The sequence below is a fragment of the Rhizobium gallicum bv. gallicum R602sp genome (genome assembly GCF_000816845.1).
In the GTDB taxonomy this organism is placed as follows: domain Bacteria; phylum Pseudomonadota; class Alphaproteobacteria; order Rhizobiales; family Rhizobiaceae; genus Rhizobium; species Rhizobium gallicum.
In genome coordinates this window covers 845,534-867,504 of sequence record NZ_CP006877.1, presented here as the reverse complement: position 1 = coordinate 867,504, position 21,971 = coordinate 845,534, and the positions used below count along the sequence as shown (strand labels likewise).

Genomic DNA, 21,971 nt, shown 5'->3' with positions numbered 1-21,971 from the left:
GCTCCTACTCGACGCAGGAACGGAATATCGCGAGGCGCCAGCGGCGGCGCGCCGAGTTCGTCAGATGCGCCGACGGATCTTCGAAGAAGCTCGACGTCAACAGGGCGCCGGTAACGTCGGCCCGCGTCAGGCCGATATCCCGCAACTGATTGTCGTCGAGGTCATTCAGGCCGTTGATCGCTCTACGATTGCGGAATGCGCGAAAGAGAGCCGTCAGCGGCGCAAGGGTTCCGCCGAGACGCTGGGAAAACGTCGCAGGCTGCTTGGCACAGTCGAGTTCTACTGTCTGGTCAATCATGCGCATCGAACTCTCCTTTCTTTCGGGCGCAACAGCCCACCCCTCCCGCGAGGTCGAGCGGGAAGGAGGGCTGAAACCTAGGCAGGACAGCAGGGTGTCTGTCCGTCACTTTGCTTGATTTGCATCCCGAAGATGCCAAAGACCTATTGATCAGTCCAACGAATGTTTCTAATGGTTATTATCAGCAATCGTTATAGGTGAGCCCATGTCCGCGCCTCTTGATATTGACCAGTTGCAGACTTTCATCGCCATCATAGATTCCGGCAGCTTCACCAAGGCGGCCGATCGCGTCTACAAGACGCAATCCGCCGTCTCGATGCAGATGCGCCGCCTCGAGGAACGAATCGGCAAGCAGCTCTTCATCAAGGATGGCCGCGGCAACCGCCTGACGGTGGAGGGCGAGAAGCTTCTGAATTACGCCCGCCGTATCATCCGCCTCAACAACGAGGCAATCGCCGCTTTCGACGACAATCGTCTCGAAGGCATGCTGCGCATCGGCACGCCGGACGACTACGCCGACCGCTACATGCCGGAGATCATCGGCCGTTTCGCCAAGACTCATCCGAATGTGGAGCTTTACATCGTGTGCGAGCCTTCGGTGGATTTGGCAGAACGCATGCACAAGGGCGAGCTCGACATCGCGCTGGTGACGCATAACCCGCGGGAACGAATGTCCGACGTCGTCAGAACCGAGCCGCTCTGCTGGGTTGGCTCCGCCAACCACCCGCTCCGTGACGACGCGCCTGTGCCGCTTGCTGTCGGACGCCGCGACTGCCAGTGGCGGCAACTCGCCTGTTCGGCGCTCGATGCCGTGGGCCGCGAGCATCAGATCCTCTTCACAAGCTGGTCATGCACGGTGGTTGCCGCTGCGGTGCTTGCCGGCATGGCGGTATCGGTGATGCCGGAATCGGCATTGCGGACAGGCATGAAGGTTTTGAGCCAGGCTGACGGCTTCCCTGCCCTGCCGCCGGTGCAGATCGGCATCATGAAGCGTCCGGGGGTTTCAATCTCGCTGATGAACGCGATCACGGCGCATATCACCGCCTGCCTCGACAACATCACCCCTGCGGTCGTCGACGACAACCTGGAACCGGATGTGAAGACGGCCTATGCGCGGCAGTATCCGCGCCTGAAGGCCGCTAACATGGTACCGAGCTGGTAGGCTTCAGGCCGCCTCGGCGAAAAGCGAAGCGCGGATGACGTGCTTCCATTCGTCCAGCATCCTTTTTGCCAGCTTTTCTTCGCTCTTGACCGCGAGGCGGATCGACGCGCCGATCAGGTGGCTGAAAAGGTAAGTGCGCGCTTGCATATCGACTTCCGGCATCTCCGGGGCGATTCGTTTTATCGCCTCGAGGAAAATCTCGGCCACGCGATTGCTGTGCTCGATGTTGAGCTGCAAGAGATCCTGGTCGGTCTCCGTTCCCATCCATACGCCGAGATAGGTGGCGTCGTTGCGGTATTCGTTATAGTACCAGTCGATCATCACCGAGATCAGATCCAGTGCTTCATCGAGGGACTCGACGTTGGAGAACATGACGGCCGTTTTCGCCTGGACTGCGGCCGCATGCCGGTCGAAGAGCGCTTTGACGATCGCCGCCTTTTCAGGGAAATATTGATAGACCGAGCCAATCGGCACCTTGGCGGCAGCGGCGAGCTCCGTCATGCGCATGGCGCTGACGCCCTTTTGCGCGATCAGCTCTGCGGCGGCGGCGAGGATCAGATCAAGTCTCTGGATGCTGCGTTCCTGCTTCGGCTTCCGGCGAAGGCCGATGCGATCCATACCCTGCGCGCTCATATCGTTCCCATGAATTATCGTTGAGCGGCGGAAGATGGCTCAACCCGGCGCATCCGAGCGATATGGCATGCAGGTATTCATGCGCCGTAAATCGAAAAGCTCGCATTTTAACAGACGCCAGAAAGCATATGAAAATCGGGGTGATAAGCCCCGATTTGGTCGCCCAAAGCTGTGGATCAGTTATTAGGCAGCCGCCGGCTGTGCACGGATCGCATCGAGCCTGTGGCCGTGCTGTTTTTCAAGAGCACGAAAGCGGCGGTTGCATCCTGATCAGGCCAGGCTCTTCTTCAAGAACTCGACGGTGCGGCTCCAGGCAAGATCGGCCGCTTTCTTGTCGTAGCGCGCCGAGGACGTGTCGTTGTTGAAGGCATGGTTGACGCCGTCGTAGACGAAGATCTGGAAGCTCTTGCCGTTTGCTTCCAGTTCCTTCTTGTAGGCCTCGATGCCGGCATTGATGCGGTCGTCGAGACCGGCATAGTGCAGCATCAGCGCCGCCTTTATGTTCGGCACGCCATCCTTCGGCTGCGCACCGTAATAGGCGACGCCTGCCTTCAGTTCCGGCGATTGCGTCGCGAAATTGTTGACGACCCCGCCACCCCAGCAAAAGCCGACGGCGCCGACATTGCCATTGGCGGAGGGAAGCGTCTTCAGGTATTTGAGGCTTGCTTCGGCATTCGCGACAGTTTCGGCCGGCTCGAGCTTGCCAAACATTTCCCGCGCCTGATCCTCGTTCTCCGGCGTACCGCCGAGCGGCGACAGGAAATCCGCAGCTAGCGCCACGAAGCCTTCCAGCGCCATGCGCCGGGCGACGTCGCGGATATGCGGGTTGAGGCCGCGATTTTCGTGAATGACGATAACGCTGCCGAGCTTTCCGGATGCCTCTTTCGGTTCGACCAGATAGCCCTTCATCTCGCCGCTGCCGCCGGGATAACTGACATCCTGCACCTTCAGCCGCTCGTCGTTGGCCGGGACCATTTCCGCGCTCGCCTTGTTTGCCGCAAGCATCGGTGCGATGACGGCGGCAGCACCTGCCGATCCTGCAAGTTTCGTCAGCTTGTCCATGAAGCTGCGGCGGTCGAGCGTCAGATGCGTGTATTCGTCATACGCGTTGATCATCGCCTGCGTGATTTCCGGCTTGTCCATGTGAACCTCCTCTTTTCCTCGCCGAGCCAAAGCCCGATGAGAGAAGATAGGCCAGCCGACGATAACGCAGGAACAAAACTGCGTTACCCGCTGAAGGCCAACCAGCCGGCAAGCCACGCCCACATGGCACCAAGCACGACGTATCCGGCAGCAAAGAGCGGACTGCGCAAGCGCATGCGGTTGCTCGTCACATGCACGAAAGCGTGGGCATACCGCAACGCCACGAAGATCCAGGCGAGCACGAGGGCGCCCAGATTGTCGGCCTCGGTGATGTAGAGCAAGATGCAGCAGACATAAAAGAGAACCGGCAGCTCGAACTGATTGGCGATGCTGTTCTTGACGAAAAGGCTTTCCGGCGGCTCGCTGCGGTTTTCGCGATAGTCCGAAAGCTTCACATTGCCGGCTTCCACCGCCTTGCGGCGGCGAACGCTGAGCAGCATGTAGAGGCCATTGACCAGCGCGACGTGGGCAATAATGGGCCAAAACATTTCGTAGCCGGTCATAATGTCTCCTCTGCGGCTTCTCTCATATTTTTCAAAGCAGTAGAGGAAAGCTCCGGCACTTTCCAGCCTATCGCCCGTCGACACCGCCGGGTGTCAGACGGATCAGGACGAAACGAAGGATGACGATTGCCGAAACGGCGAGTGTTGCGAATTTCAGCTTTGTCATCCAGGGCAGCAAAGCGGCGGCGGATGCCGCGGCGCCGCTGTCACCGAAAGCAATCAGGCTGGAGAGATTCTCGGCATAATCGGCAAAGCAGTAGACGAACGGCAGAACGTAGATCGCCTTGATGAACGCTGGATGCATCGGTTTGCCGAAATAGCTGCCGCCCGGCTGGAGCTTCACAACAATCGTGAAGAGAAGCATCATCACCAGCGCCGGCAGGACGAGCTCCGGACCAAGATACATGCTCCGCAGCAGCGCACGCGCGACATCGTTGTCGCTCAGCACATGCTGCATGGCGGCAACCGTAGGCCGATCATAGCCGGTGAAATAGGTGTCGAGCACCATTGCTCCGGTTTCATGCCGGAATGGCAGGACGAAGCCGAAGGTCGTCCATGCCAGCACTGCGAGGCAGAGAATGGCAAGCAGCCCGATCATCCGGGAGGGTATCCGGCTGCCCGCAGTCACGATCAGGCGCCTACGCCCGGGTAATTCGGGCTCTCGCGGGTAATCGTCACGTCGTGGGCATGGCTTTCGCGAAGGCCGGCGCCGGAGATGCGCACGAAGGTCGCGCGTTCCTGGAACTCCTTGATATCCTTGCCGCCGACATAACCCATCGCTGCCCTCAGGCCGCCCGTGAGCTGGTGCAGGACGCCGGAGACCGGACCCTTATAAGGAACCTGGCCTTCAATGCCCTCCGGCACGAGCTTCAGCGTGTCGCGGACTTCCGCCTGGAAGTAGCGGTCTGCCGAGCCGCGCGCCATGGCGCCGACCGATCCCATGCCGCGATAGGCTTTGAAGGAGCGGCCCTGATAGAGATAGACTTCGCCCGGGCTTTCATCGGTACCGGCGAGCAGCGAGCCGATCATGACGGCAGAAGCGCCGCAAGCCATCGCCTTGGCAAGGTCGCCCGAGAACTTGATGCCGCCGTCGGCGATGACCGGAATATCCAGTGCGCGCGCGGCTTCGACAGCCGACATGATGGCGGCGAGTTGCGGCACCCCGACACCGGCGACTATGCGCGTCGTGCAGATCGAGCCTGGGCCGATGCCGACCTTGACGGCATCCGCACCGGCATCGATCAGTGCCTTGGTGCCATCCGAGGTCGCGACGTTGCCGGCCATGATGCGAACCGAGTTGGACAGCTTTTTGACACGGGTGACGGCATCGAGAACGCGCTGCGAATGGCCGTGCGCAGTATCGACGACAAGCAGATCGACGCCGGCTTCGATCAGGCGCTCGGCACGCTCGAAGCCATCATCGCCGACGCTGATGGCGGCGGCAGCACGAAGACGGCCTTGCGCATCCTTGGAAGCGTTCGGGTTCAGCTGCGACTTTTCGATATCCTTGACGGTGATGAGGCCAACGCAGCGGCCTTCCGGATCGACGACCAGCAGCTTTTCGATGCGGTGCGAATGCAGCAGGCGCTTGGCCTCCTGCTGATCGACGTTCTCCTTGACCGTGACGAGATTATCCTTCGTCATCAGTTCGTGGACCTTCTGGGCCGGATCGGAGGCAAAGCGGACGTCACGGTTGGTCAGGATGCCCACGAGACGGCCCGACTTCTCAACGACCGGAATGCCGGAAATGCCGTGCGTCTTCATCAGAGACAGCGCTTCGGCAAGCGTCGCATCCGGGCCGATCGTCACCGGATTGATGACCATGCCGCTTTCGAACTTCTTGACTTGCCGAACCTGCTCGGCCTGCTCGATCGGGGTTAGATTGCGATGAATGACACCGAGACCGCCAGCCTGCGCCATGGCGATCGCCAATCGGCTTTCGGTGACGGTATCCATTGCGGAAGAGAGGATCGGGATGTTCAGGTCGAAATCGGTCGCGATGCGCGTTGCGATGTTCGTCTGACCGGGCATGACCTCGGAGTGACCGGGCTGCAAGAGCACGTCGTCGAAGGTGAGCGCGTCCGCTCCGGTTGCCGTTTCTATGATGCGAGCCATGGCCAATTTCCTTCAATTAAGAAAAATGCGACCCACCCGGAACGAATCGTCCGCACCGGCGGTGTGCAAGGGTTGCTTTGGAAGTTGGCGAGGGCTCGTAACACGTCTATGACAGGAAGGGAATAGCAAAACGCCTGGCGCATGCACCGGGCGCGCAATGGCTGCCTTGCGCCTGGATCAGATGTCCAACTGACAGTCTTCAGCACGAAAGGTAGCTCGTTCTTAAAAAGGCCTGCATCAAAAAGCGTGGCCGCTTCATTGCCAACGAAACTGCCATATATCCACTTTCCAATAACGCCGGTGGTCGCGCCGCGCAGACCCCTTTTGCCGTCCGGGATTCTTGCTGCGGCGGCTTGAACCTGGGTCGATTTTGAACGGAAAAGTTGCCGGGAACCGCCGCGTCACGCACACGTGATGCAAACCCGCAGCTCCCGCAGTTTCAGGGATTGGCAGAGGCGGCAACTGGGACTACACAGCACGGGCCCCGAGCCATCCTCCCAAGAGTCGCCCAAGGCTTTTGCCTATGAACCGCATTGTTCCGCTGATCCTCGCCGTCGCGCTCTTCATGGAGCAGATGGATTCCACCGTCATTTCGACCGCCCTGCCCGCGATCGCCAGCGACCTGAATGTCGGGCCGATCACGCTGAAGCTGGCGCTGACCTCCTACATGGTGTCGCTTGCGGTTTTCATTCCCGTCAGCGGCTGGATGGCCGACAGGTTCGGCGCCAAGCGCATCTTCCGGCTTGCGATCTGCGTCTTCGTCATCGGCTCGATCTTCTGTGCAGTATCTTCCAATCTGGTCGAGTTCGTCTTCGCCCGCTTCCTGCAAGGCATGGGCGGTGCGATGATGACGCCGGTCGGCCGGCTCGTTCTCCTACGCACCACCCAGCGGAGCGAACTGGTTTCCGCCATGGCGCTGCTGACGATTCCCGCCCTTGTCGGTCCGCTCGCCGGTCCGCCGCTCGGCGGCTTCATCACCACTTATTTCAGCTGGCACTGGATCTTCCTGATCAACGTGCCTGTCGGCATCATCGGCGTCTGGCTTGCAACAATCTTTCTGCCGGAGGTTGAAGCAACCATGCCGCCGAAACTGGACTTCACCGGCTTCATGCTGACCTCACTTTCCGCCGCGGGTGTCGTTTTCGGCCTGTCCGTCGTAAGCCTTCCGGCGCTGCCGCCGGCAATCGGCGTCACATCCACCTTGACCGGCTTCCTTTGCGGCTACCTTTATGTGCGTCACGCCAAGCGCCACCCAGCCCCGATCCTGAACCTGAACCTCTTCCGCAACCCGACCTTCCGCACTGCTACGACTGGCGGCAACCTGTTTCGCATCTGCGTCGGCGCCATGCCCTTCCTGACGCCGCTGATGCTGCAGCTTGGCTTTGGCCTGACACCGTTCCAATCCGGCCTCATCACCTTTTCCGGCGCAATCGGCGCCATCACTACCAAATTCATGGCACGGCGCGTTTTCGCCGCCACCGGCTTTCGCACGACGCTTCTTTCGGCAGCCGCGGTCACAACGATCGTCACAATCACGACGGGCTTCTTCACGCCTGCAACGCCGCATCTCGTCATCATCACGGTGTTGCTCATCGGCGGATTCTCGCGCTCGTTCATGTTCACCGGGGTGAACGCGCTGGCCTTTGCGGACATTGAGGATCGAGAAGCGAGCCAGGCCACATCGATGAGCTCGGTGATGCAGCAGATCAGCCTCGCGCTCGGCGTTGCCGTGGCAGCAGCGATCCTCGAGGCATCCATCTATTTCCGCGGTGAGACACTGCAGGTCGCCGACTTCCATCTGGCCTTCTACGTCATCGCCGGACTGACGGTCGTGGCGACGATCCCCTTCATTCGCATGGACAGGAATGCAGGGGCGCTGGTTTCGGGCCATCGCGCCAAGCGGATCGGCCCAGCCATCGAGACCGAGCAACAAGCGGTGAAATAAGCCCTGCTATTTTGGCTTTTCGCAGACGGCGGCAAGCTTGTTGCCGTCGGGATCGCGGATATAGGCGGCGTAGAAATTCGCATGATAGGAGCGCAAGCCGGGCTTGCCGTCATCAGTACCGCCCGCCGCGAGGGCCGCCGCATAGAACGCATCGACATCCGCGCGCGTTTCAGCGCTGAGGGCGATCATCGAACCGTTGCCGGCGGCGGCACGGCGGCGGTTGAACGGCGTGACGATCCAGAGGCGCGAGCGGGTGTCGCCATCGGCGGAGTAGCCGATCTCCTCGTCAGAGAGACGCTGAAGTTTGTAACCGAGCACCGGCAGAACGGCGTCATAGAAGCGCCGGGCGCGCTCGATGTCATTGGTTCCGAGAGTGACGTAGAGTAGCATCAGATCGTGGTATTCCAATCCTGCAAGCCGCCATCATCGCCACAGACGAAGCCAAAGATCAAGCTCCCACAGCGTCCGTGACCGGCTTGCGGCCTTTGAAGCTCTTCGCCAGCAGGAACATCTCGACCGATTCGGCACGTGAGGAAGCCGGTTTGACGTGCACCACCTGACGGAAATGCTGCTTCAGCATGTTGAGCAATTCACGCTCCGTGCCCCCCTGAAAGGTCTTGGCGAGGAAATGGCCGCCTTCGCCCAGAACGTCGACGGCAAAATGCGCGGCAACTTCGCAGAGATGCATCGTCCGCAGATGGTCCGTGCGGTGGTGTCCGGTCGTGGGGGCGGCCATGTCGGACATCACCAGATCCGGCGTACCGCCGACCGCTTCCATCAGTTTCGTCGGCGCGTCCGGATCGAGAAAGTCGAGCTGCAGGATCTTCACGCCGGGAAGCGGCGCCATTTCCAGAAAATCGATGGCCGCGACGCGGACATCCTCGTCGGTCGAGCCCGTCACCTTGGCGGCAATCTGCGACCAGCTGCCCGGTGCGGCGCCAAGGTCGATGATGCGGCGGGCGCCTTTGAGGATATTGTGCTTCTCGTCGATCTCCAGAAGCTTGAAGGCAGCCCGCGCCCGGTAACCCTCAAGCTGCGCGCGCTGCACGTAGGGATCGTTGATATGGCGCTGCAGCCATTGCCGCGAGGAGGCCTTGAGCTTCTTCTTCTTGACGCGCTGGCCGAGCTTGCGGCCGGTGCGGTTGCCCGCGATCGGTGCCTTGGTCATTCTGTCCCTACCTTGCGCGCTGGCCGCGGCGGTTTCGATGGCGCCGCCAGACGCCGTCGTCCGCCATCATGTCGGTCAAGAGGCCTTCTCTCAAGCCGCGGTCGGCGACGCGCATGCGCGGGCTCGGCCAGCGGCGGCGAATCGCCTCCAGAATGGCACAGCCGGCGAGCACCAGGTCAGCGCGGTCCGGCCCGATGCAGGGATTGGCGGCGCGGCTGTCGAAATCCCACGAAAGAAGCTTCGCCTGCATGGCTGAAACCTCGTCATCCGAAAGCCAGATGCCATCCACCTTGCGGCGGTCGTAGCGCGGCAGGTCGAGGTGGACGCCCGCCAGCGTCGTCACCGTGCCGGACGTGCCGATCAGGTGAAAATCGCCGGAATGTGCGACCTCGATTTCCGGGCAGTCGAACCGCGCAAGCATGCCCCCCACCTCCGATACCATGGTCTCGAAGCTCTCCGGCGTCACATGCTGCCCGCCGTGGCGCTCGGAAAGCGTGACGACGCCGACCGGCAGCGAGGTCCAGTGAGTGATGTGATTGGCAAGGCGGCTGAACCGATTCTCGCCGATGCGGATGACCGCTATTTCCGAGGAGCCGCCGCCGATATCGAAAAGCACGACGGAACGCGTTTCGCGGCCGACCAGTGACGAACAGCCGGATACCGCAAGGCGGGCTTCCGTTTCGCGGTCGATGATCTCCAGTTCGAGGCCGGTTTCGGCAACGACGCGATTTAGGAAAATGGCGCCATTTGCCGCCTGACGGCAGGCTTCGGTGGCGATCAGTCGCATGCGGCGGATCTCGCGGCTTTTCAGCTTTCCGGCGCAGACGCGTAGCGCATCGACGGCGCGGTCCATCGCCTCGTTGGAAAGGCGGCCGCTCGCGGCAAGCCCCTCGCCGAGGCGCACGATGCGCGAAAAGGCATCGACGACGCGGAACTGGCCCGGCCGGGTGGGCTGGGCAATCAGCAGGCGGCAGTTGTTCGTGCCGAGGTCGAGCGCGGCATAAAGTTCGTCCGGCCAGGGATGCTCGGCTCCCTGATCGCGGCGCTCGCGTTCAGGCGGCCGGCCGCCGCGATTGAAGCCATCGTTTCGAGGCTCGGAATGCCCATTGGCCTTGGCCGTTGTTGGGGTTCTCGCAATGGCAGGATCCCGGGCAATGGCGGCAGGCTGGGCGGCGATCCCCGGCTGGCCGACCGGCTTGCCAGGCGCCAGCGGACGGCCCTGCAGGCCGCGCTTCCCGCGGTGCTTGCGCCGGTTGCGGCGGCTGGATGAAGCGTCGCCATCGGCCTGCGCGGCCGAAGCCGGCTTTTCATGCTGCTGGATCGCTGGGGATGCGCCGTCATGCCGCTGGCCGCCGTTACCGCGGCGGCGTTTGCGCTTGCGGGCCGGGTTCCCGGCTGCAGCTTCCATCGGGCGCGCTGCCTCTCCGGATGTCTCGGAGGAGGCCTGCGAAGCGGCATGAGGCGCGTTGCGGGACTGACCGCCCCGTTTGCCCTTTCGGCGCCGGGATTTCTTGCCGTCCCTGCGCACTGCCGCTGACGCCCCGTCAAATTGCGGCTTTGCGCCGCCTTCGGGGTCTTCCACGTTCGTTTTCCACGCGCCGCGCAAGTCCATGACGGTATGCAGCAGGCGCTCATTAGATTTTTGCGTTGCCGCGAGAATACCAGCGCGATGCAAAATCGCCAAATTCTTTTTGGATTCAGAATTTGAGACCCGCTCGACCTCACCCGATTAGGGAGCAGAAATTTTTCCAAAACAGGTATTTGCATTCCTCCGGCTTTTGTTTATAAGCGCCGCACACCAGCGGAGCCGCTTTGCCGGCCGCGCGCTGCTGGGGAATAGTTCAATGGTAGAACAGCGGACTCTGACTCCGTCGATCTTGGTTCGAATCCAGGTTCCCCAGCCAATTCTCCCTAAAAGCCCTTAGTTCCTTGATTTTCCAGTCGTGCCGGATCCCGTTTTGGCATCAATGGCGACCTGATGCCCAGAACTGGTGCCCACAGGTGATGCCCAGGCGCGCAATGCGCTGCAGCCGATCCTTCGGGCGAAGACAGGGTATTCGTCATGGCCGTGCGCCACGAGGTCGAGAATCTGATCCGCCGCGGAAACATCTTTTACTGGCGGCCGCGCATCCCCGCCGCATTCGTTCACTGCCGTCCGGGTAGCCGTCTTTCACTCAGCCTTCATTGTTCGGACCATAGAAAGGCTCAGATCATCGGCCGGAAGCTCAACACCCGGCTGGCCGAACTGAAGATGAATTCGAAGGACGCGATGACCACCAAACAGCAGCTCCAGATCCTGTTCGAGCATGAGCGGGACAAGGAACTCGAGAGGGCCGGTAGCTGTCATTCCGCTGTCGGCCAGAGCCTAGCATATATACCACTCCGTCGCTCACCTCATGTCGGTCGTCTCAGGGCCACAACCGACTTTCAGAAGCCTTCGCCTCGGGCGCCGATGATGCGGGCGATCGACAAGGGCTTGGTGAATTCGCGGTCGGTATCGTTTTGGTGACCCCGGCTCTGTTGCGGCGCCTCCCGGCAGAACGCATCGCAGACAAAGAGCTTTCGGCGCTACTCCGGCGAGAGCGGCTCGTCCCGGTCGTTCACGGAACGACCTATGAAGAGCTTGAACAGGTCAGCCTCCTGCTAGCCTCCCGAGCCGGGCTGAATACTGCCGAGGAGCCGATGGCGGAAGTCGCCGCTAAAATCGCCGAACTGGTCGCTACTTAGTTATGCCGGAGGTCAAATCGAGGGCGAATCGATGTTTTTCGTCGGATACCGCAGGTTTTCTGCGGCGACTTGGCTTCCTCCTGCACTTCGACAATTTCGGAAGTGACTGTCTGCTTTTCCGGGCTCTATCTCTGAGGCTCAATGCCCGATTGGGTGCGCGACACTGCCGTCAATATGCTGAGCACAACTCAGTAAGCGCTCATCTATGAGGTGCTCGTAGAAGGTCTTGAACACGCCGAACGGTTGACCCAAGAGGGCGCAAAGAGCTCGACCGCCAGTGTATGCTGACCGCCGAGCTCTTCTAAAGCATCTTCAGGCGAATGGAGCGACACCACTCAAGACAGCAAGACCATGCGTCTTCCTGATCAAATCGCCTGCGCGCTCTCCGATGACGACACACGGTGCCATCGTGTTTCCGGTGGTGATACGCGGCATGATCGAGGCATCTGCGATACGAAGACTTTCAATCCCGTAGACCTTGAGCTCGTTATTGACCACGGACATGCTGTCGCGTCCCATTTTGGCCGTGCAGGACTGGTGCCAGTAAGTGACGGCCGACTTTCGGATGAAATCGATCATCCCTGCCCGGTCGCGTGTGCCCGGAGCTGCCTCGCTCGTGACCAGCGGCGTGAAGGCGTCGCTGTTTCCGAGTTCGCGGCACAGCTCAACCGCGGCCAAGGCGGCAGCCATGTCTTCCGGCTCACTGAGAGAATTTGGTTCAATCAGGATAGGGTCGTTTGTATTGGGGCCGGAGAGCCTCAGCCGGCCACGGCTTTTCGGCTGCGCAAGCCCTGAAAACATCGTCCAGCCATGCGCCGGGGTTTCCAGACCTGTTTCCGCCGGCGAAGGTACGGCGAACTCCAACTGGCACTGAAGAATGTCCGGCTGAGAGAGGCGAGAGTCGCTTTTCCAGAAGAGTTTTGCTTCGCAACCTCCCCCACCGACGCCCTCCGGCTTTCGATATGCCCACGTGCAGCCGAACGCGAGATGATCCTGATGATTTCGACCCACACCAGGGAGATGCTGCACGACAGGTATCCCGTGAGCTTTCAGTTCATCCTTCGGGCCAATGCCTGACTGCATCAGCACCTTTGGCGTGTTTATCGCACCCAGCGACAACACCGTTTCGCATCGCGCAGTGAACGCACGCCGCTGACCGTTGACGAGAACCTCAACGCCTGTCGCCCGTTTGCCATCGAAGATGATGCTCGTGACCAACGCGTCGGTGAGGACCGTAAGGTTTGGTCGTGACATGAGCGGACGAACATAGGATCCGAATACGGACTCCCGCCTGCCATCCCGGATGCGCAGTTCCGCGATCGATGCACCTCCGGCACTTTCCATCAGTTCGCCGTTCGGAGTGTCGAATACCGGAATGCCAATCGCCGATGCAGCGTTCAATAGAGCCTCCGCGATGGGCTGTGGCGAACGTGGCTGGGCGACATAAACCGGCCCTCCAGCGCCGCGGCGCACAGCATCTGGCGGGCCGCGCCAGTCTTCGATCCGCCGATAGTAGCCGAGAACCGATTCATAGCCCCAGGCTTCATCGTCCGCTTCGGCCGCGAAATGATTCCAGTCTTCCTTGTGGCCTCGCGCCCAGACCATGACATTGATGCTCGAGCCGCCGCCCAGACCCTTGCCCATGCTGAGAGGAAGCCGCCTACCGCAGAGCTCAGGCGCCGGCTCTCCAACGAAACCCCAGTCACGGCTCGTGCCGAGATTGAGTGGCCATTGCGCCGGGTCTCTAACAGACTCGGCTACGTCATCGCCGCCTGCCTCAAGAAGCAAGACGCGGGCGTCTCCGCATTCTGCCAGTCGAGCGGCAATCACTGAACCACTGGAGCCCGCTCCACATACGATAAAATCAAAATCGTCTGAAACCTCATGACGTGTTGGTGCCGGATTTTCATGTCGGTTTAGGTCATGCGTATTCTGATCCACGGGGTTACCTTTGTGAATTGATGAGCTTAAATTGTGAGAAATGGCGGTGCGCGCTAACGGCTCAAAGGCGCAATCGATCTCAATTGGAGATCGACGGTTTGAGGACGTTCCAGCAAGCAATCATCGGAACAGGGATGCCTGTCCCGATGATAAAGCTCGAATGATCATCCTTACTGCGCCGAAACAGTTTTCGCGGCCTCGTCGATAGTGTCCGCCACCACCGTCGGCTGCGTCATGAACAGCGCGTGGCTTGCTGAAACCTTGGTAATCTTGGCTTTAATCCGCTCTGCCATATGGATCAGCATGGCTTGGTCGAATGCCTTGTCTTCGGTGGCGATGACAGCCCAGCTTGGCTTGGTTCGCCAAGCAGCGTTTTCCAGCTTCGTGCCGAACGCCGACATGTTGATGGGGACCTGCGCGTCCCGCATGAAGGCGACGTCGGCGTCGCTAACGTCATGCGCAAATCCCGCCTTGAACTTTTCGGGGCTGACATAACCAAAACCATCTTTCGTGGTCTCGATGACGAATTCCGTTGCAGGGGCAAAACCTTCATACTGCTGGGCCGTCGTCTCGCCTGCGTCCGGTGACAGCGCGGAGACGTAGACCAGCCCCGCGACCTTCGCATCGATGCCGGCTTCCGTAATGACTGTACCACCCCATGAATGGCCTACCAGAATGGCGAGACCATCCTGTCGTTCGATTGCGCGCCTGGTGGCGGCAACATCGTCTTCGAGGGAGGTCAACGGATTCTGGACGACGGTGACGCGATATCCGCGCTTCGTGAGATTGTCGTAGACGCCCCTCCAGCCAGAGCCATCGGCGAAGGCACCGTGAACGAGTACAACGTTTTTCACGGTCTGGTTTTCACGGATTATGTCCGCAGCGTTCGCAGGCACTGCGGCGGATATTGCGGCTGCGGCTGCGACGGCGGCCAATATGGTCCTGGTGGTCATGGCTTTCTCCTCTTTGTGTATGCGATAACTGTTATCGCGGTAACTATAAGCTGGCAGATTTCATTTTCCGTGTCAAACATCATTTATCGCGATATTGTTTTTTGCGGTATCATTTGCTATTTCTGAGCCGATAGGAGTTTACAAATGACCGAACGGCATAACGATCCACCAGCGCTTCATGATCAGCTTTGCTACGCAATCTACACCGCGGGCATCGCTATTCAGCGCGCCTATAAGCCATTGCTCGACCAACTGGGCTTGACCTATCCGCAGTACCTCGTGCTCAACGTCCTCTGGCGTGAGGACGAGCAGACGGTTGGTGCCATCGCCCATACCCTCGCTCTGGAATCCAGCACGCTTACGCCACTTCTGAAGCGTCTTGAAGCATCGGGTTTGCTGCGACGGACACGAAATCTGAGCAATGAACGGCAGGTTGTCGTTGCATTGACGAACGAGGGACGCACGTTGCAGCACAGGGCCGGCTGCCTCAGCGACACCCTGCTCGCAACCTCTACACAGACGCCTCAGGAGTTGGCATCCTTGAATCGCGATGTCCGGCATCTCCGCGACGCCATCTATTCACAGATCGGCGGCTGGGACGCACCCGCTTGATCCGTGAAGGCGTCTCGTTCCTAAGCTGTTGGCACCGTTCCTCCATCGATGGTGTATTCGGTACCAGTGATCGATGCAGCGCGATCCGATGCCAGGAAGGCAATCAGGTCTGCGACTTCCGTCGGCTTGGCCGGGCGCCCGAGAGGTATGCCACCCAAGCTATCCATGATAATTTTCTTGCCACCCTCAAGGTCCGTGCCCGCCTTGTCCGCCAAGCGCTGGGCCAAGTGGACGGACGCTTCCGTTTCGATCCAACCCGGAGAAACTCGCACGACGCGGACGCCCTTGGGCGACACCTCCTTGGACATGGCCTTGCTATAAGTCGAGAGTGCTGCCTTGGCTGCAGCGTAAGCGGTAGTCGCTTCCGGGAGAGGCAGCACTCTTTGGATGGACGTGACATGCACAACCACACCGGTTCCGCGTGCGACCATGTCTGGAACCAATTCGCGATCGAGTCGAACAGCGGGAAAAAGATTGAGCGACATTTCTTTGTGCCACTCGGCATCAGTTAGCGCCCCAAAACCACCGCCGGCTGCTGACGAGCCACCCAGCATATGAACGATGATATCGATGTTGCCGAGACGTTGACGCGCAACGTCCGCGACGGCCGCGCACCCCTCTTCAGTCGTGAGGTCGGCCTCGACAAACAATTCCTCCGGCAGGTTCTCAGGATGCGCCCGCGCGGTCGTCAACACCTGCGCGCCGAGTTCCCGAAACAGGCTGACGGTCGCAGCCCCGGCGCCCTTGGTTCCAGCAGTGATGAGGGCTCGTTTGCCTCTCAGGTTGAGAAAGTCTGTCATCACCGGATCTCCAGCTTAGCGATCTTGCCGTTCTTGATGGTGAAGGCATATGAGAGCGTCACCGGACTGCCGGGAAACTGGCCGCTAACTTTGGCTCGGACGAGCACTCTGTTGCCGTCAATGGTGGATTCCAAAGGTTCAGAAACGTACTGAGTCGCCTTCTTCGCTGCCACCCACCATTCACGGATTGCGACGACGCCTTGATGGCGCGATCCCTCATCTTCGACAACGGCTTCGATCGCAAAGGTGTCCGACAGCGCATCCGCGTTGCTGCCGCTCTCAGCGTCAAAGTACATGTTCACGATATCGGGCATATCCATTGTGTTTCTCCTCACTGGTTGACCCGATAGTTAGCGCTCGACCATTGCGTAGATAAGTGGGATAAACCGGCATGCGGTAATGAACAGACCGGGACAATGGAACAGACCAGCCTGAAAGAACTTGAAGCGGTTATTGCTATTGCCCGGCGTGGGACATTCCGTGCAGCGGCCATCGATCTCGACATGTCCACGACCGCGCTGAGCCACACAATCGGCAGGCTTGAGGCGGGGCTGGGAGTGCGATTGTTCAACCGCACCACACGCAGCGTGTCGCTCACAGATGCCGGCAGGCTCTTTGTGCAGCAGGTGGCGCCGTCGCTCCAGGATCTCTATGCCGCTTTGGATTCGGTGCGTGCGCAACGTGAGACACCTTCCGGAACAATACGGATCAACGCGGCGCCGTTTGCGGCTCGCGCCATCATCTCACCGCTCGTGCTTGAGTTCCTGCGCCGCTATCCCGACATGAATGTCGATATTGTAACTGAAGGAAAGATGGTTGATATCGTCAAGGACGGGTTTGATCTGGGGGTTAGGGTTGCGGGCCTCGTTCCCAGCGACATGATTGCCGTTTCGCTCGGCCACCCCCAGCGACATGCTGTGGTTGGGTCTCCTGAATACTTCGAGAGGCATGGGAAGCCGGTGGTCCCTCCCGACCTTCTCAGCCATCGATGCATTCGCGTTCGCCTGCCCGATGGCTCCTCGTTTCGGTGGCGTTTCGAGAAGGACGGGGAGCAGGTGCAAATCGATGCACGCGGTCCGATATCCCTGGACGAGGCTGGCCTCACAAGAACCGCTGTCCTGGAAAGCGCCGGTATAGGCTACATCTTCGAGCAAGACATTTTCCCGGACATTGAGGCGGGGCGCGTCGTCCGTGTACTGGAAGACTGGACGCCACCATATCCGGGGCTTTGCCTTTACTACCCTGGGCGCCGAAATCTGTCAGCCGGGGTGAGGGCGTTCTTGGAACTTGCGCGTGAGCTCTCGCGACAGTGAGCTCTTATGTTCGTTTGCAAGCCCGATGCGGCCGTTCAGCCGGTCGTCGCATTACGATGTGCATTTTCTCAAAGGCTCGGCACTTGCGCTCAATCTTAATCCGATCGCCGACATGTGGTAGTGTGATATCTGGCTGAAACTATGGGGACGCGCTCTGTGGAACGTCGCTTGACCGCGATTCTGGCCGCCGACATGGCAGGCTATAGCCGCCTCATGGAGCAAAATGAGGAAGATATCCTTACGCGTCAGAAGGTGCACCGCACGGAGTTGTTCGATCCGCAGATCGCAACTCGTGGAGGCCGCATCGTCAAGACCACGGGCGACGGGATGTTGGTCGAATTCGCTTCAGCACAGGATGCCGTCCGCTGCGCCATCAACATCCAAGTGGCTATGGCGGACCGTGAGGGAGCGTCACCGGAAGAACGCCGCATTCTCTACCGCCTCGGGATCAATCTCGGGGATGTCCTCTTCGAGGATGGAGATATCTTCGGCGATGGCGTCAACGTGGCTTCCCGCCTTGAGGGGCTGGCGAAGCCAGGCGGCATCTGCATCTCCGACATTGTACATCAAGCGGTCGCGGATAAGATCAAAGTGCCTTTTCGCGACATGGGCAACCAGCGGGTGAAGAATATCTCCCGCCCCATCCGGGTTTGGCAGTGGACACCCGACGCTTCGCTGCCTAGCTCGGAGCTTCCCAAAGCTGCGCAGCAACAACAGGTACAGTTCGCCACTGCCCCAGACGGAGTGCAGATCGCGTGGGCCAGTATTGGCCAAGGGATGCCGGTGCTGAAGGCACCGAATTGGCTGAACCATCTGGAGTATGAATGGCGCAGTCCAATCTGGCACCCATGGCTGGTCAGGTTGGCGAGGCTGTGCCGGCTGGTACGATTCGACCAGCGGGGAAATGGCCTATCGGATTGGGGCGTCGAAGCTGTATCCGAGGGGGCAATGACTGGCGACATGTCGACCGTCGCAGCCGCTGCTGGACTGAGCCGGTTCGCGCTTCTCGGCATTTCGCAAGGATGCTCATTCAGTGTCCGCTACGCCGTGGAGAATCCCGAGCAGGTGACCTGCCTCGTCCTCTTGGGCGGATTTCTTCGGGGTCGGCTCAAGCGGACGCAACCGGACCAAAAGCACCTTTATAAACTCGGGACGATGATGATCCGCGACGGCTGGGGCTCGACCAATCCAGTCTTCAGGCATTTTTTTACAACAACCTTCATGCCCGACGCTCAGCCCGAGATGGCTGCGAATTTCGACGAACTTCAGCGCATTGCTACGAGTCCGGAAGCGGCGATGCGGATCTGGAAAATGAACAGCACGGTCGATGTGACGGAGTTGGCGAAGCAGGTCAATGTTCCGACGTTGGTCCTGCATTGCATCGGCGATCGCGTCGCGCCGATAGAGGAAGGGCGTCTCATGGCTACGCTTATTCCTAACGCGACCTTCGTTGAGCTTCCTGGAAACAATCATGTGCTCATGGAGGACACGGCTGCCTTCGAACAGTTCTTTGACGAGTACTCCAGGTTCCTGACAGCGTACAACCAGTGAAATATGGCCGCTATGGCGCGCAAAGCGGCTTTTCAGCGGCTTCGCTTTGAACTTCTGCTATCCACGCGATTCGGACCTTAACACCCTGACGTGCGAGGTCCGCTTTACGCCCCAAGAGCGGAAATTATTACCGTTTTGCACACCGGTTGACTGAGGCCCAAAGCCGGGCACAAAGGTGGCATCCACGGTCGCTCGCGGCGGGAAAATATAGGGAATTCAAAGGCGATTTCGCTAAGTCATTGAAATCATGTGAGAATCCAGGCTCCCCAGCCAATTCTCTCTAAATCCCCTTAATTCCTTGATTTTCTAGTCGTGCTGGATATCGTTTTGGCATCATTGGCGACCTGATGCACCAGAACTGGTGCCCACAGGTGATGCCCACGCGAAAACTGCGTGGCGGTATAGCAGGTGGCAGGCAAGGGCAAATACCCCATGGCGGTCCGCCACGACGTCGAGAACCTTACTGGCCGCGGCAACATATTTTACTGGCGCGCTCGTGTTTGGATTGAGGTCCGCAATCGGCCGATATTGTTGATTTAGTCGCGGATTCAACGTGTCTGCCGTCTCATAGCTGATGGTTCCGTCGGGTAGTGCCTCGTTTATCGAGCTTCGGTGCTGGTGGTAGGTGGCGTGGCCCGCATTTCTATGCTCCCTATGCCGCGATCGGGTTGGTTGGAGCCACGAGAGGTCGCAATTTTGCGAGCTTTCGTAGATTTTGCGCGGTGGCGGCCAGCAGAAACTCGTCACGCGCACCGCGTGGACCTCGCAGTCTCAGCCGCCCGAGCCTCAATATCCGTTTGAGGTGAGCGAACAGCATCTCGACCTTCTTGCGGAGATGTCGTGCGCGCTCGTATTCCGGCGTTCCAACCAACGCACGGGCCACATCGCGGGCATCCTCATTGACGTCGCGCGGAACCTTTCGAGCGACCATGTTCGGGCAGCATTTTGGCTTCAGATCGCAGACCGCACAGTCCTTCTTGCTGGCCCTGTAAAGCTTGGTTCCGGCCTTCGTGATGCCGGTCCGCGGCTTGTCGTAGGTACGCCGGAATTGCACCAGCAGCTTGTCCGCCGGGCAGATGTAGTGGTTTGCATCCGCATCAAATGTGAAGTCGGCCCGTGAGAACGTGCCATCGGTGCGGTTCGACTTGTCGAAGACCGGGATGTGCGGCGTGATCTTCTTGTCCTTTACCAACCAGGCAAGGTTTGGGGCCGATCCATAAGCGGTGTCGGCCACAAGCCATTCTGGCTTGAGCCCAAGGCTTGTCTCTGTCCTCTCGATCATGGTGCGGGAAGCGCCGACCTCGGCCTGGCGGATGGCACGACTAGCCTCGACATCCAGGATGACGGCATTGTCGGTGTCGATCAGATAATTGGTGGCATAGGCGAAGAAGGCATGGCCCTTGTGCGCCCCGGTCCATTGCGCGGCCGGATCGGCAGCAGAGATGAACTTCGGCGTCACCTCCGAGGCCGCTCCAAAGGCGGCATCATCCAGCTTTTCCAGATATTCCCTGACCGCACGCGCGGCATCCTCGTCGTTTGGCGCGGCCCACTCCTCACCGGAAACAGAGCGCTGCTTGTTAGCGTCGGCGGCGATCAGGCTTGCGTCCACGGCAAAGCCCTCGCCACGCACCAGGCCCTCTGACATGCATCGCTTGACGACAGTCTCAAACAGATGACGGAGAAGATCGCTGTCGCGGAAGCGGCCATGGCGGTTGCGTGAGAAGGTCGAGTGGTCAGGCACTTTGCCGTCGAGACCGAGTTTGCAGAACCAGAGATAGGCAAGGTTGAGATGGACCTCGTCGCACAGACGCCGCTTAGAACGAATGCCCATGCAATAGCCAACGAGCAGTATCCGGATCATCAGCTCTGGATCAATCGAAGGCCGGCCAATTGAGCTGTAAAATGGCTTCATCTCTCTGCGGATATCGCCGCAGTCGAGGAAACGATCGATGCCGCGCAGCATATGTTCGTCGGGGAGGTGATCATCCAGGCAGAAATCGTAAAACAATTGCGCCGGTTCCGACTGCATCCCCATCATCGTTGCGCTCTCCTCTCGAAGCAGTAACGAGATCAACCACCGACTAAATCAACAATATCCGCCCAAAACAGGCTAACGGAAGCCGAGACTCAAGCTCCGCCGCGATGTCGAAGAGCGTCTACGACCACCGCCATGGCCGGCGACATCTGACGTCTGCTGGGATAATAGAGATGGTAGCCGGTGAACGGCTGACTCCAGTCGTCCAGAACCGGCTGCAGCTTCCCCGCGGCGATGTGCTCTTCGACGAGGTCTTCCGGGATATATGCGATCCCGTACCCGTTTAAGGCGGCGTCTATCTGGACGATGGAGGAGTTGAAGCTGAGCTGGCCGTCAACCCTGACCCGGAGTTCCCGACCGTCCTTCTCAAACTCCCATGCATAGAATCCACCCCATGTCGCCTGGCGTGTGTTGATGCAGACATGCCCCACAAGATCCTGCGGCGTCGTCGGAGATCCGTAGGCCGCAAGATATTTCGGCGAGGCGACGGCGCGAAGCCGCCAGTCGGGACCGATCCGCACGGCGATCATGTCCTTGTCGACGCTCTCTCCCAGCCGCACGCCCGCGTCGAAGCGCTCCTCCACGATGTTGCGCATCCCGTTGTCGGCGTAGAGTTCGACCTTGAGGTCGGCGTAGCCAGCGAGGACGCGGGCCAGCTTCGGCCATACCGTCGTCTGCAGGGCATGATCCGACAGGGTCAGCCGGACGGTGCCGGACGGCTTTTCGCGGAAGGCGACAAGATCTGTAAGGTCCGCTTCGATCCCATCGAAGCGTGGAGCGATCGACCTGAACAGGCGTTCCCCGGCTTCCGTCGTGGCGACGCTGCGGGTCGTTCTTGTCAGGAGACGGACGCCGAGGCGAGCCTCCAACTGCTTGATGGCGTGGCTGAGCGTCGACTGCGACGTGCCGAGGTTCGCGGCGGCCTTTGTGAAACTCTGCTCCTTCGCCACCTCGAGGAACCAGAGCAGATCCTTCACGTCCTCGCGCTGCATCGGCGCACCTTATTCATATTGGAGACCGATAGGTCCATGCGGATTGGCTCGACTTATCCGCAAAGTACGCAAGAACTATC

Annotated in this window: 22 protein-coding genes and 1 tRNA gene; 8 read left to right on the top strand and 15 right to left on the bottom strand. The window is 59.9% G+C overall.

The genetic code is table 11. The features are described 5' to 3' along the window. Positions 1 to 4: 4 nt before the first annotated feature. Positions 5 to 304 carry a DUF1127 domain-containing protein gene (locus RGR602_RS04250; RefSeq protein WP_039844077.1) on the bottom strand — a complete coding sequence of 100 codons (300 nt, stop codon included), beginning with the start codon at positions 302 to 304 and terminating at the stop codon, positions 5 to 7. Positions 305 to 503: 199 nt separating this feature from the next. Here RGR602_RS04250 and RGR602_RS04245 point away from each other — a divergent pair, with 199 nt between their 5' ends. Then, positions 504 to 1,460, top strand: coding sequence for a LysR substrate-binding domain-containing protein (locus RGR602_RS04245; protein ID WP_039844076.1), 957 nt, complete (start codon positions 504 to 506; stop codon positions 1,458 to 1,460). A gap of 3 nt (positions 1,461 to 1,463) precedes the next feature. On the opposite strand, the gene RGR602_RS04240 is transcribed toward RGR602_RS04245, so the two are convergent. The 5 genes from RGR602_RS04240 to guaB form a co-directional block, all read right to left on the bottom strand. Continuing rightward, a complete protein-coding gene (locus RGR602_RS04240; RefSeq protein ID WP_039844075.1) occupies positions 1,464 to 2,093 on the bottom strand; it encodes a TetR family transcriptional regulator in 630 nt (209 codons plus the stop codon). Between the two features lie 270 nt (positions 2,094 to 2,363). Next, positions 2,364 to 3,236 (bottom strand): dienelactone hydrolase family protein, encoded by an 873-nt coding sequence (locus RGR602_RS04235; RefSeq protein WP_039844074.1) that lies wholly within the window; start codon positions 3,234 to 3,236, stop codon positions 2,364 to 2,366. Positions 3,237 to 3,319: 83 nt separating this feature from the next. Next, positions 3,320 to 3,739 carry an MAPEG family protein gene (locus RGR602_RS04230; protein WP_039844073.1) on the bottom strand — a complete coding sequence of 140 codons (420 nt, stop codon included), beginning with the start codon at positions 3,737 to 3,739 and terminating at the stop codon, positions 3,320 to 3,322. A gap of 67 nt (positions 3,740 to 3,806) precedes the next feature. Then, a complete protein-coding gene (locus RGR602_RS04225; RefSeq protein ID WP_039844072.1) occupies positions 3,807 to 4,367 on the bottom strand; it encodes a hypothetical protein in 561 nt (186 codons plus the stop codon). A gap of 2 nt (positions 4,368 to 4,369) precedes the next feature. Continuing rightward, on the bottom strand, positions 4,370 to 5,854 hold the full coding sequence (gene guaB, locus RGR602_RS04220; protein ID WP_039844071.1) for an IMP dehydrogenase: 1,485 nt from the start codon (positions 5,852 to 5,854) through the stop codon (positions 4,370 to 4,372). Positions 5,855 to 6,377: 523 nt separating this feature from the next. On the opposite strand from guaB, the gene RGR602_RS04215 reads away from it, so the two are divergent. Next, positions 6,378 to 7,799, top strand: a complete 1,422-nt coding sequence (locus RGR602_RS04215; RefSeq protein ID WP_039844070.1) for a DHA2 family efflux MFS transporter permease subunit — start codon at positions 6,378 to 6,380, stop codon at positions 7,797 to 7,799. A 6-nt stretch (positions 7,800 to 7,805) separates the two neighbouring features. Here the strand turns inward: RGR602_RS04215 and RGR602_RS04210 are convergent, their stop codons facing one another. From RGR602_RS04210 to RGR602_RS04200, 3 genes are read right to left on the bottom strand one after another with little or no spacing between them, the layout of a single operon-like run. Continuing rightward, positions 7,806 to 8,189, bottom strand: a complete 384-nt coding sequence (locus RGR602_RS04210; protein WP_039846639.1) for a VOC family protein — start codon at positions 8,187 to 8,189, stop codon at positions 7,806 to 7,808. Between the two features lie 58 nt (positions 8,190 to 8,247). Then, the gene (locus RGR602_RS04205; RefSeq protein ID WP_039844069.1) at positions 8,248 to 8,967 is read right to left on the bottom strand and encodes an RlmE family RNA methyltransferase; all 720 of its coding nucleotides are present in this window, start codon (positions 8,965 to 8,967) and stop codon (positions 8,248 to 8,250) included. A gap of 7 nt (positions 8,968 to 8,974) precedes the next feature. Beyond that, positions 8,975 to 10,549: a Ppx/GppA phosphatase family protein gene (locus RGR602_RS04200; protein WP_039846638.1), complete on the bottom strand. Its 1,575-nt coding sequence runs from the start codon at positions 10,547 to 10,549 to the stop codon at positions 8,975 to 8,977. A 248-nt stretch (positions 10,550 to 10,797) separates the two neighbouring features. On the opposite strand from RGR602_RS04200, the gene RGR602_RS04195 reads away from it, so the two are divergent. From RGR602_RS04195 to RGR602_RS04185, 3 genes are all read left to right on the top strand, one after another. Next, positions 10,798 to 10,871, top strand: a tRNA-Gln gene (locus RGR602_RS04195). Between the two features lie 158 nt (positions 10,872 to 11,029). Continuing rightward, entirely contained in the window at positions 11,030 to 11,476 is a 447-nt protein-coding gene (locus tag RGR602_RS38060; protein WP_223843971.1) for a DUF6538 domain-containing protein, read from the top strand. Continuing rightward, positions 11,473 to 11,694 (top strand): hypothetical protein, encoded by a 222-nt coding sequence (locus tag RGR602_RS04185; protein ID WP_203226183.1) that lies wholly within the window; start codon positions 11,473 to 11,475, stop codon positions 11,692 to 11,694. The genes RGR602_RS38060 and RGR602_RS04185 overlap by 4 nt, the downstream gene beginning before the upstream one ends. A 312-nt stretch (positions 11,695 to 12,006) precedes the next feature. Here the strand turns inward: RGR602_RS04185 and RGR602_RS04180 are convergent, their stop codons facing one another. Together RGR602_RS04180 and RGR602_RS04175 are read right to left on the bottom strand one after the other, a co-directional pair. Continuing rightward, positions 12,007 to 13,635, bottom strand: coding sequence for a GMC family oxidoreductase (locus RGR602_RS04180; RefSeq protein WP_039844068.1), 1,629 nt, complete (start codon positions 13,633 to 13,635; stop codon positions 12,007 to 12,009). 170 nt (positions 13,636 to 13,805) lie between these two features. Then, positions 13,806 to 14,588, bottom strand: a complete 783-nt coding sequence (locus RGR602_RS04175; protein ID WP_039844067.1) for an alpha/beta fold hydrolase — start codon at positions 14,586 to 14,588, stop codon at positions 13,806 to 13,808. Between the two features lie 144 nt (positions 14,589 to 14,732). Between RGR602_RS04175 and RGR602_RS04170 the strand changes: the two genes are divergently transcribed. After that, positions 14,733 to 15,200 (top strand): MarR family winged helix-turn-helix transcriptional regulator, encoded by a 468-nt coding sequence (locus RGR602_RS04170; protein WP_039844066.1) that lies wholly within the window; start codon positions 14,733 to 14,735, stop codon positions 15,198 to 15,200. 20 nt (positions 15,201 to 15,220) lie between these two features. On the opposite strand, the gene RGR602_RS04165 is transcribed toward RGR602_RS04170, so the two are convergent. After that, positions 15,221 to 16,000 carry an SDR family oxidoreductase gene (locus RGR602_RS04165; RefSeq protein WP_039844065.1) on the bottom strand — a complete coding sequence of 260 codons (780 nt, stop codon included), beginning with the start codon at positions 15,998 to 16,000 and terminating at the stop codon, positions 15,221 to 15,223. Next, on the bottom strand, positions 16,000 to 16,320 hold the full coding sequence (locus RGR602_RS04160) for a nuclear transport factor 2 family protein (protein ID WP_039844064.1): 321 nt from the start codon (positions 16,318 to 16,320) through the stop codon (positions 16,000 to 16,002). The genes RGR602_RS04165 and RGR602_RS04160 overlap by 1 nt, the downstream gene beginning before the upstream one ends. 96 nt (positions 16,321 to 16,416) lie before the next feature. Between RGR602_RS04160 and RGR602_RS04155 the strand changes: the two genes are divergently transcribed. Both RGR602_RS04155 and RGR602_RS04150 read left to right on the top strand, forming a co-directional pair. Further along, positions 16,417 to 17,313, top strand: a complete 897-nt coding sequence (locus RGR602_RS04155; protein ID WP_039844063.1) for a LysR family transcriptional regulator — start codon at positions 16,417 to 16,419, stop codon at positions 17,311 to 17,313. Between the two features lie 168 nt (positions 17,314 to 17,481). After that, positions 17,482 to 18,864 carry an alpha/beta fold hydrolase gene (locus tag RGR602_RS04150; protein WP_203226182.1) on the top strand — a complete coding sequence of 461 codons (1,383 nt, stop codon included), beginning with the start codon at positions 17,482 to 17,484 and terminating at the stop codon, positions 18,862 to 18,864. 652 nt (positions 18,865 to 19,516) lie between these two features. Here RGR602_RS04150 and RGR602_RS04145 read toward each other — a convergent pair. Then, complete coding sequence (locus tag RGR602_RS04145) at positions 19,517 to 20,902, bottom strand: IS1182 family transposase (protein ID WP_039844062.1); 1,386 nt, start codon at positions 20,900 to 20,902, stop codon at positions 19,517 to 19,519. Positions 20,903 to 20,991: 89 nt separating this feature from the next. Next, positions 20,992 to 21,891, bottom strand: coding sequence for a LysR family transcriptional regulator (locus RGR602_RS04140; RefSeq protein WP_039844061.1), 900 nt, complete (start codon positions 21,889 to 21,891; stop codon positions 20,992 to 20,994). Positions 21,892 to 21,971: the final 80 nt, after the last annotated feature.

Coding starts and splice junctions, on each gene's coding strand:
- RGR602_RS38060 (WP_223843971.1), top strand. CDS start 11,030: ATGGCCGTGCGCCACGAGGTCGAGAATCTGATCCGCCGCGGAAACATC.
- guaB (WP_039844071.1), bottom strand. CDS start 5,854: ATGGCTCGCATCATAGAAACGGCAACCGGAGCGGACGCGCTCACCTTC.
- RGR602_RS04140 (WP_039844061.1), bottom strand. CDS start 21,891: ATGCAGCGCGAGGACGTGAAGGATCTGCTCTGGTTCCTCGAGGTGGCG.
- RGR602_RS04240 (WP_039844075.1), bottom strand. CDS start 2,093: ATGAGCGCGCAGGGTATGGATCGCATCGGCCTTCGCCGGAAGCCGAAG.
- RGR602_RS04205 (WP_039844069.1), bottom strand. CDS start 8,967: ATGACCAAGGCACCGATCGCGGGCAACCGCACCGGCCGCAAGCTCGGC.
- RGR602_RS04145 (WP_039844062.1), bottom strand. CDS start 20,902: ATGATGGGGATGCAGTCGGAACCGGCGCAATTGTTTTACGATTTCTGC.
- RGR602_RS04215 (WP_039844070.1), top strand. CDS start 6,378: ATGAACCGCATTGTTCCGCTGATCCTCGCCGTCGCGCTCTTCATGGAG.
- RGR602_RS04250 (WP_039844077.1), bottom strand. CDS start 304: ATGCGCATGATTGACCAGACAGTAGAACTCGACTGTGCCAAGCAGCCT.
- RGR602_RS04245 (WP_039844076.1), top strand. CDS start 504: ATGTCCGCGCCTCTTGATATTGACCAGTTGCAGACTTTCATCGCCATC.
- RGR602_RS04210 (WP_039846639.1), bottom strand. CDS start 8,189: ATGCTACTCTACGTCACTCTCGGAACCAATGACATCGAGCGCGCCCGG.
- RGR602_RS04235 (WP_039844074.1), bottom strand. CDS start 3,236: ATGGACAAGCCGGAAATCACGCAGGCGATGATCAACGCGTATGACGAA.
- RGR602_RS04165 (WP_039844065.1), bottom strand. CDS start 16,000: ATGACAGACTTTCTCAACCTGAGAGGCAAACGAGCCCTCATCACTGCT.
- RGR602_RS04155 (WP_039844063.1), top strand. CDS start 16,417: ATGGAACAGACCAGCCTGAAAGAACTTGAAGCGGTTATTGCTATTGCC.
- RGR602_RS04175 (WP_039844067.1), bottom strand. CDS start 14,588: ATGACCACCAGGACCATATTGGCCGCCGTCGCAGCCGCAGCCGCAATA.
- RGR602_RS04170 (WP_039844066.1), top strand. CDS start 14,733: ATGACCGAACGGCATAACGATCCACCAGCGCTTCATGATCAGCTTTGC.
- RGR602_RS04230 (WP_039844073.1), bottom strand. CDS start 3,739: ATGACCGGCTACGAAATGTTTTGGCCCATTATTGCCCACGTCGCGCTG.
- RGR602_RS04160 (WP_039844064.1), bottom strand. CDS start 16,320: ATGGATATGCCCGATATCGTGAACATGTACTTTGACGCTGAGAGCGGC.